Origin of the sequence: Wolbachia endosymbiont of Cantharis cryptica (assembly GCF_964277405.1) — a bacterium.
Taxonomy (GTDB): domain Bacteria; phylum Pseudomonadota; class Alphaproteobacteria; order Rickettsiales; family Anaplasmataceae; genus Wolbachia.
In genome coordinates, this window is sequence record NZ_OZ195521.1 from 1,111,590 (window position 1) to 1,128,527 (window position 16,938).

General features: G+C 35.1%; 14 protein-coding genes and 2 pseudogenes. 9 read left to right on the plus strand and 7 right to left on the minus strand.

The features are described from left to right. Positions 1-45: 45 nt before the first annotated feature. Positions 46-732 carry a RadC family protein gene (locus ACICP6_RS05475; RefSeq protein WP_395462925.1) on the minus strand — a complete coding sequence of 229 codons (687 nt, stop codon included), beginning with the start codon at positions 730-732 and terminating at the stop codon, positions 46-48. Between the two features lie 474 nt (positions 733-1,206). Here ACICP6_RS05475 and ACICP6_RS05480 point away from each other — a divergent pair, with 474 nt between their 5' ends. Further along, positions 1,207-2,163 carry an Rpn family recombination-promoting nuclease/putative transposase gene (locus tag ACICP6_RS05480; protein ID WP_395462926.1) on the plus strand — a complete coding sequence of 319 codons (957 nt, stop codon included), beginning with the start codon at positions 1,207-1,209 and terminating at the stop codon, positions 2,161-2,163. Positions 2,164-2,183: 20 nt separating this feature from the next. On the opposite strand, the gene ACICP6_RS05485 is transcribed toward ACICP6_RS05480, so the two are convergent. Both ACICP6_RS05485 and ACICP6_RS05490 read right to left on the minus strand, forming a co-directional pair. Continuing rightward, complete coding sequence (locus tag ACICP6_RS05485) at positions 2,184-3,407, minus strand: ankyrin repeat domain-containing protein (RefSeq protein WP_395462927.1); 1,224 nt, start codon at positions 3,405-3,407, stop codon at positions 2,184-2,186. A gap of 457 nt (positions 3,408-3,864) precedes the next feature. Beyond that, a pseudogene (locus ACICP6_RS05490) lies at positions 3,865-4,625 on the minus strand (IS5 family transposase). Positions 4,626-4,761: 136 nt separating this feature from the next. Between ACICP6_RS05490 and ACICP6_RS05495 the strand changes: the two are divergent. From ACICP6_RS05495 to hemA, 8 genes and pseudogenes are all read left to right on the plus strand, one after another. Then, positions 4,762-4,821, plus strand: a pseudogene (locus tag ACICP6_RS05495) (hypothetical protein); the annotation flags it as partial. A 12-nt stretch (positions 4,822-4,833) separates the two neighbouring features. After that, on the plus strand, positions 4,834-5,406 hold the full coding sequence (locus ACICP6_RS05500; protein WP_395462928.1) for a hypothetical protein: 573 nt from the start codon (positions 4,834-4,836) through the stop codon (positions 5,404-5,406). Between the two features lie 583 nt (positions 5,407-5,989). After that, complete coding sequence (locus ACICP6_RS05505; protein ID WP_395462929.1) at positions 5,990-6,817, plus strand: ankyrin repeat domain-containing protein; 828 nt, start codon at positions 5,990-5,992, stop codon at positions 6,815-6,817. Positions 6,818-7,566: 749 nt separating this feature from the next. Then, a complete protein-coding gene (locus tag ACICP6_RS05510) occupies positions 7,567-8,589 on the plus strand; it encodes an IS110 family transposase (RefSeq protein ID WP_353285218.1) in 1,023 nt (340 codons plus the stop codon). 373 nt (positions 8,590-8,962) lie between these two features. Beyond that, positions 8,963-10,474: a hypothetical protein gene (locus ACICP6_RS05515; protein WP_395462930.1), complete on the plus strand. Its 1,512-nt coding sequence runs from the start codon at positions 8,963-8,965 to the stop codon at positions 10,472-10,474. A gap of 52 nt (positions 10,475-10,526) precedes the next feature. Beyond that, positions 10,527-11,316, plus strand: a protein-coding gene (locus ACICP6_RS05520; RefSeq protein ID WP_395462624.1) for an IS5 family transposase whose coding sequence is annotated in 2 segments (ribosomal slippage) — positions 10,527-10,787 and positions 10,789-11,316 — 789 coding nt in all. Because the reading frame shifts where the segments join, the coding sequence is not laid out codon by codon here. A gap of 17 nt (positions 11,317-11,333) precedes the next feature. Beyond that, positions 11,334-12,581, plus strand: coding sequence for a hypothetical protein (locus tag ACICP6_RS05525; RefSeq protein ID WP_395462931.1), 1,248 nt, complete (start codon positions 11,334-11,336; stop codon positions 12,579-12,581). A 65-nt stretch (positions 12,582-12,646) separates the two neighbouring features. Continuing rightward, the gene (hemA, locus tag ACICP6_RS05530) at positions 12,647-13,849 is read left to right on the plus strand and encodes a 5-aminolevulinate synthase (protein ID WP_395462932.1); all 1,203 of its coding nucleotides are present in this window, start codon (positions 12,647-12,649) and stop codon (positions 13,847-13,849) included. Here hemA and ACICP6_RS05535 read toward each other — a convergent pair. The 4 genes from ACICP6_RS05535 to ACICP6_RS05550 all read right to left on the minus strand — a co-directional run bounded on the left by ACICP6_RS05535 (position 13,841) and on the right by ACICP6_RS05550 (position 16,875). Further along, positions 13,841-14,539, minus strand: coding sequence for an inositol monophosphatase family protein (locus ACICP6_RS05535; RefSeq protein WP_395462933.1), 699 nt, complete (start codon positions 14,537-14,539; stop codon positions 13,841-13,843). The genes hemA and ACICP6_RS05535 overlap by 9 nt on opposite strands. A gap of 8 nt (positions 14,540-14,547) precedes the next feature. Next, positions 14,548-15,114, minus strand: a complete 567-nt coding sequence (gene efp, locus ACICP6_RS05540) for an elongation factor P (RefSeq protein ID WP_395462934.1) — start codon at positions 15,112-15,114, stop codon at positions 14,548-14,550. A gap of 63 nt (positions 15,115-15,177) precedes the next feature. Next, positions 15,178-15,684, minus strand: a complete 507-nt coding sequence (gene rimM, locus ACICP6_RS05545; protein WP_395462935.1) for a ribosome maturation factor RimM — start codon at positions 15,682-15,684, stop codon at positions 15,178-15,180. Positions 15,685-15,699: 15 nt separating this feature from the next. Further along, positions 15,700-16,875, minus strand: coding sequence for an aspartate aminotransferase family protein (locus ACICP6_RS05550; protein WP_395462936.1), 1,176 nt, complete (start codon positions 16,873-16,875; stop codon positions 15,700-15,702). Between the last annotated feature and the right edge of the window lie 63 nt (positions 16,876-16,938).

The following is a 16,938-nucleotide window of genomic DNA, read 5'->3' on the forward strand; positions in this document are numbered from 1 at the left end:
GAAAAATGTACATAAAAAAGAGGCTTACAGCAGATGCCCAAAACTCTACAACAATCCGTTTTGTCGAAAACTAAAATAATCGTCGCCTGTAATGATAATATGATCAAGAAATTTGATACCTACACTATGACACGCTAAAGCTAAACTCTTAGTCATGGTTTTATCAGCTTCAGATGGTTTTTCACTTCCGCCGGGATGGTTATGTGAAATTACGATTGATGTTGTATTTTTTAATAATGCTTTTTTTATTATTTCCCTTGTATAGACAGGCGCCTGGTCCACTGTACCAGCAAATACTTCTTCCCCTATCAAATGGCACCCTTGATTCAAATACATTATTGTAATATTCTCCTTGTCTGAATAGCCGATGCTCACCCTTAAATATTCTATAAGCTTGCCTAGGTTATCTAGTATCGGCACTTTTTTTAGCTCTTCCTTTAATACCCTAGTCAAAGTTTCCTTAACACAAAAAATCATTGAAACCGTAGAGTCTGTTACACCTTCTATACTTTTCAGCTCATCCATTTCGCGACCTAAAATCCTTCCTATTCCTGTACAAGTGGTTACTAGATTTTTAGCAATAGCTCGAGCCTGGGCCCTATCATGCACTGCACTTAGAAATGTTTCTATTATTTCATGATCTAGTAAAGCATTTCCTTTGCTTGCCAATATTCGGAACTCTATTTCTTTTTTACGTTTATTTTCATCTTTACTTTTATTCTTATTGTTCATATAATATACCCTTCACTAATAATAAATTATTTTTAAATGTTTACTGCTATTTTTTTAGCAGTATTGGCATAAAGCCATAGGTTCCGGGTGAAGTCAAATCAATTTTTCAATTTTTTTTATTTATTTCTTTATGAGAGGGTAGAATATATTAATATTTGCTAGTTTATTTAAACGATGTCGTTGTAGATTTGTATTTTTATACACCAAAAAGGGTATCTTTGATGTCTCCTACAGCTCCAAATTCATGACATCCATTTGCTGGGCTTTAAAGGTGCTTTACAGAAGGGTTGATAAAAGATGTATAAAAGGAGGTCTAAGGTGCGTAGTAGCATTCTAGGGTCATCTATGAAGGTAGTTTTTTGCCAACTTTTGAAATTCAGCTAAATTTACCACTTTAATAGACTTCAGCATAAAAAAGTTGAACATTTCTACAGAATAGTGTATAATTATTAATGCTTTTTAGGTACTCTTGCCATGGCTCTTTCGAAGTTTCTCGATCCTAAATATGATTTGCCGTTCAAGCGCGTGTTCGGCACTGAAAAAAATAAGAATATTCTTATCCACTTTTTGAATGACATCTTAGGGTTTACTGGTGCTAATACAATTCAAGATGTTAAGTTTCTTAGCACTATTATGAATCCTGAGATTGCTTCTGATAAACAGAGTATCGTTGATGTCCTCTGTAAAGATTCCCACGGAAATAGATATATTGCGGAGATGCAGCTTGCTAGAGACAAGGGCTTCGAAAAACGCGCTCAATTATATGCCGCTAAAGCCTACTCAAGACAATTAGATAAATCTGGCAACTACATTGATTTAAAGAAAGTCTTCTTTATTGCTATTTCCAATAGTATACTATTTCCTTCGGAGGTTGAGTATATTTCTACTCATAATATACGTGACATAAAGACCAATGGACATTACTTAAAAGATTTTCAATTTGTCTTCATTGAGTTGCCAAAATTTACAAAAAGCAAAGTAGAGGAGTTAGAGAGCACAAAAGAGAGATGGTGTTTTTTTTTCAAGCATGCAGAAGATACTACAGATGAAGACCTAAAAGATATTGCAGAAAAATCACCAATAATAAAGCTAGCATATGATGAATTAGACAAGTTTAGTTGGGAAGAAGAGGATCTAGCAGCATACGAAGAAAGAGTATTGAGTGTACAGAAAGAAGCTGCTATTTGGGAACAACGCCTTGATGATGCTACTGAAAAAGGTAGAGACGAAGGCATACAAATCGGCCAAGAAAAAGGCAGAGCGGAAGGCATCCAAATTGGGGCAGAAAAAGGTAGAGAAGAGGGTGAAAAACAGGCTAAAATAGCAGTTGCAAAGAATTCACTTAAGGCCGGTGTCTCTATTGATGTTATCGCTGAAATTACCGGCCTCTCCATTTCTGAAATTAAGCAACTTAAGGAAGAAGCTTTTTAATTGTTACATACTACCTGCATTCAGTGACCAATTTCCTGGTAGAGTTTATCTGCAATGAACACACCATCTAATCTAGTGCTAGGCCCAGATAAACCTAAGTTTTGCTGTTTTTTTATATTATCCGTTTCTAATACGTTATTTCCATTATTATGTAGCATTTGTGGTATTAATTGATCCAATGTTATATTTAGCTTGTTATCAAATGTAGCCATAAACTCACCAAATTTCTTCGAACTTAACTTACCAGGATATCCTGCTTTTCTGCTAGGACATGCGTTCTCTGCATATGACTTTAAAATCCCTGAAATCTCATTAAATTTACCACCTATAATTTTTCTAGTAATTTCTTCTTGCACTTTCATAAAATTAATATCTAATCGGTGCATTGATATGCCGCTTTTTAATGCAGATTGCTCTACTGCTTTCTTAAATCCCTCTTTAATATTTGATGCATAGCCTTGTGCTTCTAGTAAGGGTAGAGATTTTTCTGCTGAAATTGAACTTGTAGTACTTGATATTCCCTCAGGTAAAGCAGCTCTAAAACCAAAAAATCCACCTACAGAATCTTTTACCCCACTAAAAAACCGACCTATAAAAGACTCTAGTCTTCCAGCACTACTTGTTATTTCTTTCAGAGGTAATTGATGACCACACTTTCCCCCAAGTTCATTTGTAGCCTTAATATCAGCATTATTCTCTAAAAGCAGCTTGATCAATTTTATATTACCCTCTTTCTCAGCATAATGTAGTGCTGTATTACCACATTCATCCTTTACTGCTGCAAGAAAATTTGCTGTCTCTATGCTACCGTAGTCAAGTGCTACTTCAAAAGGTGTCTTATTTTTATCGTCTTTAGAATTAATACCACCCCCTTCCTTTATGATCTCTTTTGCTACGAGTAATTTATCCTCTCTAGCAGCTAAGTGCAGAGGAGTTCTACCATTCTTATTCTGAGCATTAATATCAGCACCTTCCTTTATGAGCTCTTTTACTACATCTAAGTAACCATTTGCAGCAGCTAAGTGCAGAGGAGTATAACCACACAGATCCTTAATATTAACATCAGCCTCTTCTTTTAGGAGCTTTTTTATTATGGGTAATTGACCATGTGTAGCAGCTAAGTGCAGAAGAGTGCTATTAAAAAGACTATTAACATGATCGATAACAGCTAAAGGAGTTTCTCCATTACTGTCCACACTGTTTACATCATCACCCTGGTTTTTAAGATTTGTGACCTCACTCATTTTACCCTCCAATTTAAATAAAATACATCAACTTCATTTTACCCTCTAAAAACTGAATTTAGATACAATCTTTAGCGTAACCAATACTTATAAGTCCAATATTTTAATTTGCAACAACTTTTTCTGGAAATTAAAAAAGATTTCTACTATAGCAATGCCTACTATGGATAAAAAATAGTAAAAAAGAGGGAGAAAAAGGGTAAATGCCAATATTTGAACAAGAAATAGGCACGAATAAAAATATATTGGCTAATCCAAAACTGAGGCTTATAATATTTTATTAAGCTTCATTGAGTATACTTAGTAAATACATTTTGAGACACATATGGAAAAAGATCAAAAAAGAGAGATAATGATATCAGAGGAGTTGCGGTTGTCTTTGAAAATAATATTTTCATATATTAAGCAAGGTGACAAAAAAAGTGCAGAAAGAAAAATAGAGAGTCTTAGAACCTGTTCATAATCTTTTGAGGAGTAAAGCAGTGAAAGCTAGAATGACCATTTGTAGGCTGGTATTGAGTTTTCGCTCGCAATTTTTCCACAATCGTCTACACTTTTCTAACCAAGCAAAAGATCGCTCTACAACCCATCTTTTGGGCAATACAACAAAGGAATGTAACTCATTTCTTTTTACCACTTCAACGGTTGCACCAATAATCGTTTTTATTTGAGTTGCAAAATTCTCTCCAGTATAGCCTGCATCAACCAGTAACTCCCGAGAGGTTTTCTTTTGCATTTTCGACCATTCTCACAGCACTGCTACGGTCAGTTGCTTCTGCAGTTGTTATATAAATTGTATGGGGCAAACCTTGCGTATCTACCGCAATATGGCCCTGAAACCTTTTTGCCTGCATCATAGCCTTTTTCTTCAGCAGTATCTGCATTTTTTACGCTTTGTGCATCAATTATGCAGAAGCTGTTTCCGACCATTGTTTTGTCGCAATTATTTTTTTTTAATACTAACTCCAGAACACTTTCTTTATTTACATCTGGTTTTTCACTCCACTTCTTAAAATAGTCGTAACAATTGCGCCATTTTGGAAACTCTTTTGGTAACATTCTCCATTGGCAGCCACTTTTTAAGACGTATAACACTCCACAAAATACATCATATAAATCAAGTGTTCTTGGTTTTGTTTTCTTTCTGCAAGATTCCAGATCTTCTACAATAATCTCAAACTTTTCTCGACTTATGTCACTTGGGTATAAACTCCTCATATATCCTAATTTATATACATTATCTCTTAGTTTATTCCTTTCTTGAGATCATGTACAGGTTCTTATAGAGAAAAACGGATGGAATTCTAATGAAGTATATGGCTATTTATTACTTGTTGCTGCCAATCATGATGAGATTAAAGTTGCTGAATTTTGTAAAGACAAAGGAGCAGATCTTGATTATAAAGACCATAAGGGGAGGACACCATTGTGGATTGCTAATTATCACAACCGGGTCAAGATGGTTAAAGCTCTTAAAGGATGGGGGGCATGTGAAGGCACTCATGCTGACTGGGGCGAGTCTTCTCATATTGATAGTGAGCATACTTCTGTTTTTGAGGAAAACTTGAGTGATAGCAGTATAGAAGGGAAAATGCCATTATATTTGGAAGAAATATTTTCAGATATTAAGCAAGGTGACAAAGAAAGTGCAAAAAGAAAAATAGAGAATCTTATAGAGGGCAACAAATGGAATTCTAATGAAGTATATGGCTATTTATTACTTGTTGCTGCCAATCGTGGTGAGATTGAAGTTGCTGAATTTTGTAAAGATAATGGAGCATGTCTTGATCATAAAGACTATAAGGAGAGGACACCATTAGGGCTTGCTAAGCATTGCAACCGGGTCAATATGGTTAAAGTTCTTAAAGGATGGGGAGCACATGAAGCTGATCATTATGAGTGGGGTAGGCCGATTATTAAGCCTTCTTCTAGTTTAGAAATCCCTAGTTGCAGTAAGGGAAAACAGGGCAGAGACAAAAAAACATGTACGTTAATATAAATTAGTTTTTAAAAGGAAATTGCTAATCGTAAGTCGTACTAAACAGAACCATACGCGTCAAGATGATACGAATAGTATTACTTGGTTGGAAGCATGGGAAGTAAGAAACTAATATAGTTGAAAAAACATAGACAAGAAAAAGTGTGAGTAAAGTTGAAAGAAGCTCATAAATTAAGAGAACGTGGTCTGTGTTTTCTCAAGCTAAAGTCAGCGCTTGTAAAGGTCACGTAATTCATTGGCAAAAAAGATTTTTAACTCTATTTTTGCTATAAATTCACCTGATCTTTCTTTGCTATTCTCAAATGAATTGCTGTTAATTTAGTAGTATATTTTATTAAAAATATAAACAATGTGACCACTTTCAGCAATTAAAGTATGAGTTTATATGCTATCAGTGCTCCTGAATTATTTTCACCATCAAATTTCCATCGCACTTTGGGACCATACATCACCTATGCTTATTTTACATCCTTTTGAGATTTTTAACAGGTTCTTATGGATCGAGCTTATGTTTTTATATTTTCTTTACTAATATATAAAATAATTATATTAAATTATTTTATATTTTTAACTGGAGGAAACTATGGATCTTAACAAGTGGGAAAAAATATTAAGTGCAATAAGTGGTAAGAGTAATGTAATCGAAGAAATAAAAGATGAGTTATTAAAAGAAGACCCAGAGACGTACCAAAAGTGGAAGAGGAATAGATTTAAAGTGGATCATGAGTTTGAAGTTTCAACTGGTGAGCTAACGTTATTACATTTGGCTGCTAGATTTGGCCATAAAGGTGTAGCAGAATCGCTAATAGAAAAAGGAGCAGAGGTTGATAAGAAGGATGGCTTTTTTGGACATACCCCTTTGGATTTGGCTGCTGAATATGGCCATAAAGAGGTGGTAAAGCTTTTACTTGAAAATGGAGCAAATGTTAATGAGAAGGATGGAAGTGGAAATACTTCTTTAGATTTGGCTGCTGCTTTTGGCAGAAAAAGCGTAGGAGGACTTTTAATAACACACGACGCAAAAGTTAATGTTAAAAAGAGAATAGGAGGTGCTACTTTTTACATTCCTGAATGTACTGAACATAATAAGGTGGCGAAAGTTCTAATAGGAAAAGGTGCTAATGTTAGTACTGCTGAAAGCAACACAATAAAGGTATCTCAAAATCCTGAAAATACTACGCCATCCGAAGTACGCTCAAACCGCAATGGAACGATTTTGGACGCTAAATCTATAGATACACTAAATTCTATGCTTCAAAAATCAAATGCAGCATCTACGCCTGATGATAGAGCTGTTGATAAAGGTCAAGCGTTACTATTTCCTAGAAGCCGTATAGAAGAAGTTGAAACAGAGGAAGCTGTCGGAAAAAGTAAATGGTATGATAACCAAGGAAAAATTTCTCCAAAGTAACGTGGAGGTGTAACCATAGAATTAAGCAATAAAAATTGACTCTGTTTTCAGTACTTGGGGGAAATCTTATCTCTTTTAGCTATACAAAAGAAAAAATGAGAAAAATTAGGTGACTTTTGTTAAAAATGGTACATCATCCTTTTTAGGAACACAATAAAAGAACGCTCTTTATCGCTATAAGGATTTTGTTTACACTACAAAATTACCGTAATTTTTCTCCGTTATTTCCAAACAGATTAACATTAACTTGATATTATATATTATTAACAACTTAAATAATCTAACCATTCCCAGCGCCCAAAACCAACGCCCGTGAGAAGTGTTTATTTTGGAATCAGTTGGTCTACCACTTGAACCGTTCGAACTTTTCTTTAAAGTAATTTAACTATACCGCAAAACTATCTATATTAGCCTACTTTAGCCACATTTACGTACGAACTAATTTGCTTGGCTTTGTTGCAAAAATTTCACACCTTTATTTTCATAACCCTATTTTTACCCAACTTGTTCTCACAAATATACGAACTTGTATCTTGAAGAAAGCATCTAATGTTTTAAGCTTAAGCGTTAGATGGAGAAGGGAGGAACTCTGAGTGCGTACTTAGATATAAAATCTGTAAAAAAGATAAGAGCTCCCTTCTCAAAAGTATAGGCTGAACGGTATCGTAGAAAGACCTAAATGGTTCTAATTCTGTATTCACAAGACTAGCCTTACTTTTCACTTTAAATGGTAATGTATGGAGTTATATATGATCAACAACTTTTTAGGCATAGACGTATCGAAAGATCGCTTTGATGTCTTTCTCTCATTTATAAGTAAAAAAGGGAAACGTGAAACTAGAAAAAGGAGTTTTAAAAATGATGATCATGGATTTCAAGGTCTGCTGAGTTTTCTACAAAAGCATAACGTAGAAGAAGTAAAGGCATGTATGGAATCCACTGGTTGCTACAGTGAAGCTTTAGCTGAATTTATACACAATGCTGGACATTTTGTTAGTGTAGTAAATCCTTATTGCATAAAATCTTATGCAAGGAGTAAACTTGTACGACAAAAGAATGATCAAACTGATGCAGAAATTATTGCTGATTATTGCCAAAGGCAGGAACCAACTCGCTGGGCACCACCTTCTCCTGAAAAGAAAAAATTAAAACATCTTTATCGTTGCTCGGCTGCGTTAAAAGATGAATTGACATCAGTAAATAACCACTTAGAAAAAAAAGAGAGACTGCCCAAAGAAGTCGCAACTGCTTGGGAAAACCTTGCAATAAATATAACACAAAAAATAGAAACAATAAAAAGCTCCATACGTGAACTATTAAAGCAACACAAAGAGTTGTTAAAAAATTTTCAACTTTTATTAACTATTCCAGGAATAGGAGAGGAATCAGCAATAGCTATTTTAGCTGAACTTCCTTACATAAAGGATTTTAGAGATGCCAGGCAATTGGCAGCATATGCAGGAGTTATACCACGAAATATGACGTCAGGTTCATCTGTATATGCCAAACCCAGATTAAGTAAATCAGGTTCACAAACATTACGTAAGGCACTTTTCTTTCCTGCTATAGTAGCTAAGAATCACAATCCTATCATTATTAGTTTCTGCCAGAGATTAAAGGAAAAGGGTAAACATAATATGGCTATCGTTGGTGCTGCAATGCGTAAGTTGCTCCATATCGTTTTTGGTATTCTTAAATCCAGAAGTGCTTTTAATCCTGACCATATTAAAAACTACAGGACTAAGAAATTGAGCGAAGGTTTAATGGTTTAAAGTCAAAAAATGCTACCATCCGATCTTATATAAAATAGTATTTTATATAAATTTATTTAATATAGTTGGTTAGTGTATATGTTGATAAGTAAATTAGTTATAGCCCTTCTTATAATAGTCCGAACGGGGGTGAAAACGTCTTTATAGCTATTATAAGCCAGGAGGACAGCAGTGTATTATTATGATCTGTTCGGATTATTGTAGAAAGAGCTATATTTATATATACAAGCAGAAACTTACTTATCAACATATACTTTAACTATACCGCTACAAAGTTGGAAGTACTTTTTGATTTTACAATACAGCTTTTGAGATTCAGTTTTTATAATTTTCTTGTTGACTGGCGAGACGGTATCTTTTTTCTAAAGAAAACTTGAGTCTTTTACCTCTACTTATTGGTGGTGAGAAATACATTAAAGCTCTTATAGAAGAATTCCATGATATCGATAAGATTTATAATAAATTAAAAAACCAAGCTATACAACTTGTTGAACCTAATAAGATTGGCTTTTTCTCGATTATCGCACTAAGAAAAGAGCAAGAATTATTAAATACAGTTCTTGTCGAACACGTCTTAAGGGATCTTGAACAAGTGTTAAAAACAAGTAGCCCTGATCCTTTGTATGGTGTGCTTGAAACAGCATCACTAGTGCAGAATGAAGAGTTTATTGGAAGGATACTAGATGCACTTGAAAGGTATATCAATGATCCAGTTAAAGCAGATCTATTGACTGAAAGCATTGCTACTATTTTAGAAACTGCAATAAGCCAGGAGCATGTCTCAATTGTTGAATACTTATACAAAAAATGTATTGATAATAAAGATCGAGTAATTCAGATAATCTATAAAGAAGCGTTTGCTGATAACAGGGTTATTGAGCAACTAAACAAACAAATTATAAGGAAAATTATAAGTGATGGTACAAACGGTTCTCGCAAGGAAAAAGGAGAGGAAATTTATAAATCTGTTTTAAAAGCTGCTTCGCTAACTGGTAATACAGATTTTATAACAAAAGTATTGGATTTGATTGAAAAAGATCCTGAATTTTCAAGTGATAAAGATAGGCAAGCTTTCTTGCAAAACAGTCTGATTACCATTTTAGAGAATGCTATAAGTGCAAAGAGTGTTTCAGTGATGGAATGCTTATGTAAAAAATATGCTGCATGTAGTGATTATGTGATTAATTATCTCAACCAAAAATTTAAGGATAATGAATTTGATGAAATATGTGAATCAATCCTCGTTGCATTGTCTAATATCGGAAATAAAGACATTATAGTCAGTGTGCTTGATCGCATTCAAGTCTATCAAAACGTATCACATAATGAGCAAGTAATTAGGCAGGTCATACAGAATATACTGAGCAATGCAACACACTACTCAACAGGCCAAGAAGATTACTCCTTAGTCAAGCAAGTATGTTACTTATGCACAAAAGCTGGTGCAATTAAAGTAATTTTTCAAGAGGAGTGTGGGATTTTTAAATCTAGCATAGAAAAGCGCATAGAAGATCTGGAAAAGGGAAACAAATTATTACAATCTGAAGCTTTACGTGAATGTAATAACAGCTATTTGCCAGGTATTGTAAATGGATTAGCTCAGACTGCTTACATAGCGTATGATGAATACACTAAAGATCCAAAATACAATAAACGTCAAGAGAATACTGATCTTATATTAAGTTTAATGCAAATTAGAAATATTCTGCAATTTTCTATTGATGTGCAAGAATCTCCCTGTCATGAACGTAAAGGTTTGTGGAGTGAAATGCGCCAAACTCTTGGAACTTTTATAATGCGAAAAAGTGACATTCTATTAGAAAACCCAGAACCTGAAACTGCTAGCAGCCAAAAGGAAGAGTGTGATATCTTAGAACCTGTTTAAAATCTCGAAAGGATAAGGTAAAATAGGGGTAGATTAAGAATGAGGTATATCTATGCGAAAAAGTTATCCAAGTGATATAAGTCGAGAGCAATTTGAAAAAATCAAACCAATTCTGGAGAGTAGCAGGAGGAAAACAAAACCAAGAAAACTTGATTTATATGATGTATTTTGTACAGTATTATACGTCCTAAAAAGTGGTTGCCAGTGGAGGATGTTGCCAAAAGATTTTCCAAGGTGGGAGAGCATATATTATTATTTTCAAATGTGGAATAAAAAGGATGGAGAAGAACCAAGTTTGTTGGAATTAGTCTTAAAAAAAATTAGTTGGAGAGGTCCGTATCAACAATGGTCGGAAAGAGAAAACCAGTTTCTGCATAATTGATGCTCAAAGCGTTAAAAACGCAGATACTGCTGAAAGAAAGGGTTATGATGCAGGTAAAAAGATTTCAGGTATAAAGCGTCATATCGCAGTTGATACACAGGGCTTGCCACATGCAATTCATATAACAACGGCAGAAGCAACTGATCGTAGCAGTGCTGTAAAAATGGTGGGAAATGCTAAAGAAAACCTCTCTGAAGTCAAAAATATACTCGTTGATGCTGGCTATACAGGAGAAAATTTTGCAACACAAATAAAAGTAACTATTGGTGCAGCTGTTGAGGTAATAAAACGAAGCGAATTACATACCTTTGCTGTATTGCCAAAAAGATGGGTTGTTGAGCGGTCTTTTGCTTGGTTGGAAAAATGCAGGCGATTGTGGAAAAACTGTGAGCGAAAACTCAATACTAGCCTACAAATGGTCGTTCTTTCCTTCGTTTCTCTCTTATTGCGAAGATTTTAAACAGGTTCTTAGGTAGTATGGCGGCTCTAACAGAGGAGCCTACAGGCAATGATTATGAGGAGGGTGAAATGGTTAAAGGTAAGGGAAACAGAGAAAAGAGACAAAATTTAACTTCTACTATTACTTTAGATAGTGAGTCAACTTCTGTTAATATTGATGAGAAAAAACAAGCTCTTGCTCAACCTGCTGGGCATATGCCAGAAAAAAGTGCAGAACTTAAGGAACAGCCTTCTAGTACTCAAGAACAACCAGAAGTTCCTAAGGTTTCAATCTTAAAACAAACTGACATACAGGAACATGCTTCTGATCCACCTGTTGTACCGGTAGCTGTGACTGCAGGAACTAAAAAAAAGGGAGACGATCTTACTTTACCAAAAGTCTTTGAAGACAGTACAGAGAGGAAAGACAATCCTGCTCCACTAAAAGTGCCTGCAGGAAATTCAGAAAATGAACAAGCTGATCAACCTACTGAACAGATACCGTTGCAAACAGAGCTTAAAAGTGAAGGTGATTCACCACCACTTTCACAAAAGAGTTCTGCAAGTGGTGGTAGTGACAGTTCTTCAAGCTTCATCAAAGTGTCTACGGGTAATGGAGGTGGTACTGAAAACAGTAGTGGTGAGCATCATCAAACTCCTTCAGATTCTAGCGGTGACTTTTTATCATTTGAGAAGATAGATGAAGGGCTTGTGGTTACTACAGGAAATGACGGTAATGGTCAACTTGATAATCGGAGTGAAGCTAGCGATGTAACTGATAAAGGAGAACCTTCACTAGATACAGCAGATGATGAGTGTAGTGAAGTCTTTTCAATTGTTAGCGAAGGCCCTTTAATTAAGGATGTAACTGGTGATGAAGAACCTTTATTAGGTACAGTAGAGCGAAACTCTACGCTCGAAGGTAGTAGTAATCCACAAGATACACGACCAAAAAAACCAGCACCAGCACCAACACCTCCAGTAGTTAGCAATGAACAAGTGGACAGTGTCCCAACAACTAGCAACCCAGGCAAAAATAAACATGCTCCACAAAATGCAAAAAGTAGTGAGCTGTCTGTCATAACTGCTTCTGCGTTGGCAATAGCTGGGGTTGCTCTAGGAGTAGCCATTGCAGTTCACTTGAAAATGTTAGAAGTGGGAATAGCAGTTGGGGTTTGTTGTTTAGTTGCTGCAGTTATATACTGCTGTATACCTAGAAGCTCAGTTGAGGAAAGTAAGGTTGAAGGAGTTAATATGAGAGAAGGGCTTACTACTGCATCTGTATAATAAATATTGTAGTTTACCATTTAATAATTTGTTATAATTGTATTAATTATTAGTGAATAAAAAACTTGGTAAACTACGAAGAAATATTCTTAAACAAAATCAAAGATATAAAAGATGAAGGGCGCTATCGTGAATTCACGCATTTTGCGTCGTTGCCTGGCAGGCTTCCCCACATCATGGATTATGAAAGAAATAGGGAAGTCATCGTCTGGTGCAGTAATAATTACCTAGGAATGTCGCAGAATGAGAGCGTCATTGCTGCTATTCAAAATTCATCAATTGGAGCAGGAGGAACGAGAAATATATCTGGTACAACAAAGGAAGTTGTTGAGTTGGAAAAATCCTTAGCTTGTTTGCATAACAAAGAGGCTGCTTTAACTTTTGCTTGTGGCTATCTTGCCAACCAGACAACACTTAGCACTTTATCATCTGTTATTCCTGAAGTAGTAATTTTTTCAGATGAAAAAAACCATTCTTCGATGATAGAAGGCATAAAATCAGGAAAAAGGCCAAAACATATATTTAGGCATAATGACGTTGATCACTTAGAACAGTTGCTAAAGTCCATAAACACAAAAACACCAAAAATAATAGCACTTGAATCCGTATATTCAATGGATGGCGATGTAGCGCCGCTTGAAGCGATATGCAACCTTGCAGATCAGTATAATGCAATTACCTATTTGGACGAGGTGCATGCAGTTGGCATGTATGGTTCACACGGTGGTGGAATTGCAGAAAGAGAAGGTCTAATGGATAGAGTGACCGTTATTCAAGGTACATTATCAAAAGCTTTTGGAGTTATGGGTGGATATATAGCGTCTTCAAAGAGCTTGGTAGATGTAATAAGAAGTTCCGCTCCAGGATTTATTTTCACCACCGCTATGTCGCCTGTTTTAGCGGCAGCAGCAAAGGCAAGCGTTGAACATCTAAAATCAAGTAACATTGAAAGAAAGAAGCAAAAGCAAGTCGTTGAAAAAGTAAAAAACTCACTGAGAAATGCAGGAATTAATTTCATTTCAACAGAAACTCATATAATTCCAATAATAATTGGCAATCCAGAGTTATCCAAAAGAGCATCAAAATTATTATTTGATGAGTATGGAATATATGTTCAACATATAAATTACCCGACAGTTCCAAGAGGAACTGAGCGTTTCCGTATTACCCCTACACCTTATCATACAGATGAAATGATAGAACATTTAACAGAATCTCTTGTAACAGTTTTCGAAAAGTTGTCTATCTCTGTAAACTGTTTATCCTAGTTTTATATCTCCAGCAATGATTAGCCCGTTGTCTTCCGTTAGCCTTCCACCGCTCTCTTGCAGGAAAAGTCTACCGAGCAAGGTTTTATATTTGTTAACTCCAGAGTAAACTATTCCACTGTGCCTTCCTGCTGCAAGGTATGCAAAACCTAAAACTGTTGAACCGATGGAGCGTACAGTACTATTGCCAGGCAGTAATTTATTTAATAAATTACCACTTACATCTATTAAACCCCCTTCACGACTTTTCATTCGCATTTTTATATGACGAGATCTAAAATCTTCAAGAAAAGCCCCTTTCTTTTCTTCTGCCCAAAAAGTTTCTCTAAGAGCCGGAGCATCAACTACAACTGCCACAACTTTGTTTTTATGAATGAGACAGGCTGATACTGCAAAATAAACCATGCAACCAGAAAAATTCTCCCTGCCCTCTATAGGCATGATGAACCAAGTATAACCGTTGTCTTCTATTTCTTGGTTAGCATCATCTTCAAAAATAAAACCGTAGTCTTGTTTGTAATTGTGCAAGCAATCATATATGGTTTGCTTGGATCTTGAGTAAGTTTTATTGATAAAGTCCGCTGACTTAACATTAGAAATTTGCAATTCATTAAAATCACGCATAAGCTGCTTGGAAGCATTACGCACAGAATCAAGCATCACATTAATTCGTGGTGATGAGATGGACATTCTTCTTTTTACTCTTTCACTCTTTCGTAATAGCTGTCATCGGGAGTATATACTACAATTTTATCCTCTTCTTTTATAAATTGAGGCACATTAACGCGCATTCCGTTCTCCAAAATTGCAGGCTTATAAGAAGCAGTGGCAGTCTGTCCTTTAATAACAGACTCTGTTTCCTTTACAGTCAATGTGACATAATCAGGCACATGCGCAGAAATTATTTTATCTTGATAAGTCACTATTTTAACTTTCATATTATCCTGTAAATAAATCTTTTTTTCTCCCAATAAATCCAAATTTATAGTAATTTGCTCGTAATTACTTGGATGCATAAGATTTACAATGCTTCCTTCAGTGAAAAGATAAACATATTCCTCTTCATCTAAAATCGCCCTTCTGATTGTTGCATCAGAGCGGAATCTTTCATAGTGTTTTGCTCCGGTTTTTATATTTTTCATTTCAGCTTGTATGTATGCACCACCTTTACCGGGCTGAGTATGCATAATGCCTACAACTAAAAACAATCCGCCGTTATGTTCCAACACCTGACCTGGTCTAATATCATTAGCTCTTTCTGCCATAATTACATTTTCAGTTTGATCGTATAATTATAAATGGCTTTTGTAAAAATATCAAAGCCTTTATTAGTCAATAAATTCCGGCATATTGAGCACCATATACCTTTCCTTTATGTTTATATGCGGAAATATTTCTTTGGTAAAAGACAGCATAATATTCTTTTTTGTAGTGATAACCGAAATTTCTAATATATCTCCTGAACCGAAATTATATATAGATTTTATATAACCATATAATTCATTATTCTCCAGCCTTACTTCCATATTTACAAGATCACCTTGATAAAATTCATCCTCATCATTGAGCTTTGATAATTTGCTTTTTTCTATATACAGCTTCTTATTCCTTAAAAGCTCTGCTTCATCACGGGAATTCACACCGTTGATTGTTGCTATCACTAAATTATCGCTCACAATAGATACTGAGTTTATTCTATAACTCTCATCGCCACTTGTTAGCTCACCATATAAGGAAATATTTTCAGGTTTTTCAGTAAAAGTTTTTACTTTAACAGCTCCTTTTATTCCGTGAGGAGAAGTAATAATCCCTAAGTATACTAAATTATCGTTCATATTAATATAGGTTATCTAACCAGAAGATTTCTCAGATAAGTATTGAGTCAGAATCTCAATTCCTTCATCAATCTCTTTTTCAGTGATAATTAGTGGGGGCAACATCCTTACGACATTGTCTGATGTAACTCCAACAGTGAGCAAACCACGGTGACTTAGTTCTTCTGCAAATTTTTGATTATCCATTTTTACTTTTATTCCAAGCATCAGCCCCTTTCCTCTTACTTCTTCTATTATTGAAAATTTACTTGCCAGGTCTTCTAATTTATTTTTTAAGTATTTACCTCTAATTTCAACATTTTCTAAAAAGCCGGGGCTTAGCAATTCCTCAAGCACAGCATTACCTACTGAGGTTGCAAGTGGATTGCCACCAAAAGTAGAACCGTGCATACCAACTGTCATATACTTAGCAGCCTTTTCAGTTGCAAGACAAACCCCTAGTGGAAAGCCTCCTCCTATTCCCTTTGCAAGAGCACATATATCAGGTTTCACTCCTATATGCTCGTATGCAAATAATTTTCCTGTTCTACCAGTACCACATTGTACGCAATCAAAAAATAGCAATATGTTATTTTCATCACACAACTTTCTTAGTTCTTTCATAAAGGCTTCATTCATTACTTTGATACCACCTTGCCCTTGTATTGGTTCTATTAATATAACGCCTATATCGTTGGAAATTGCTTTCTTTACGCTCTCAATATTGGGCTTAATGTTATCACACCAGTCAATGTAGGGATTTAGTAATTCAGAAAATTTCTGTTTATCGTTTGTAGCACAAGTTAAAAAAGTTCTCCCATGAAATGCACCATGAAATGTTAAAATTCTGTAACGGTTTTTATTGCCTTTTCCGTTTTGATAGGCCCTAGCAATCTTAAGCCCACACTCTACTGCCTCTGACCCAGAATTTGTGAAAAATACAGTGTCAGCGAAACTGTTGTTTATTAATCTTTCTGCAAAATTATTGGCAGCAGGTATAGTATAGGTATTTGATATGTGCCATAACTTTTCTCCTTGCAATTTAAGAGCGCTAATTAACCGCGAATTGGCGTGACCTAAGCTACTAACAGCTATTCCAGAATGAAAGTCTATGTAGCGCTTACCGTCAATATCATACAAGTAAATATCTTTGCCATAAGAAAAATTTATATTAATAGGAGAATAAACTGGCAAGATAGGAGAAATTGTCATAAAAATATGATATGCTAAATTTTAATTAATAACATAAAAGCCATTATCTCACAATGAGAAAGA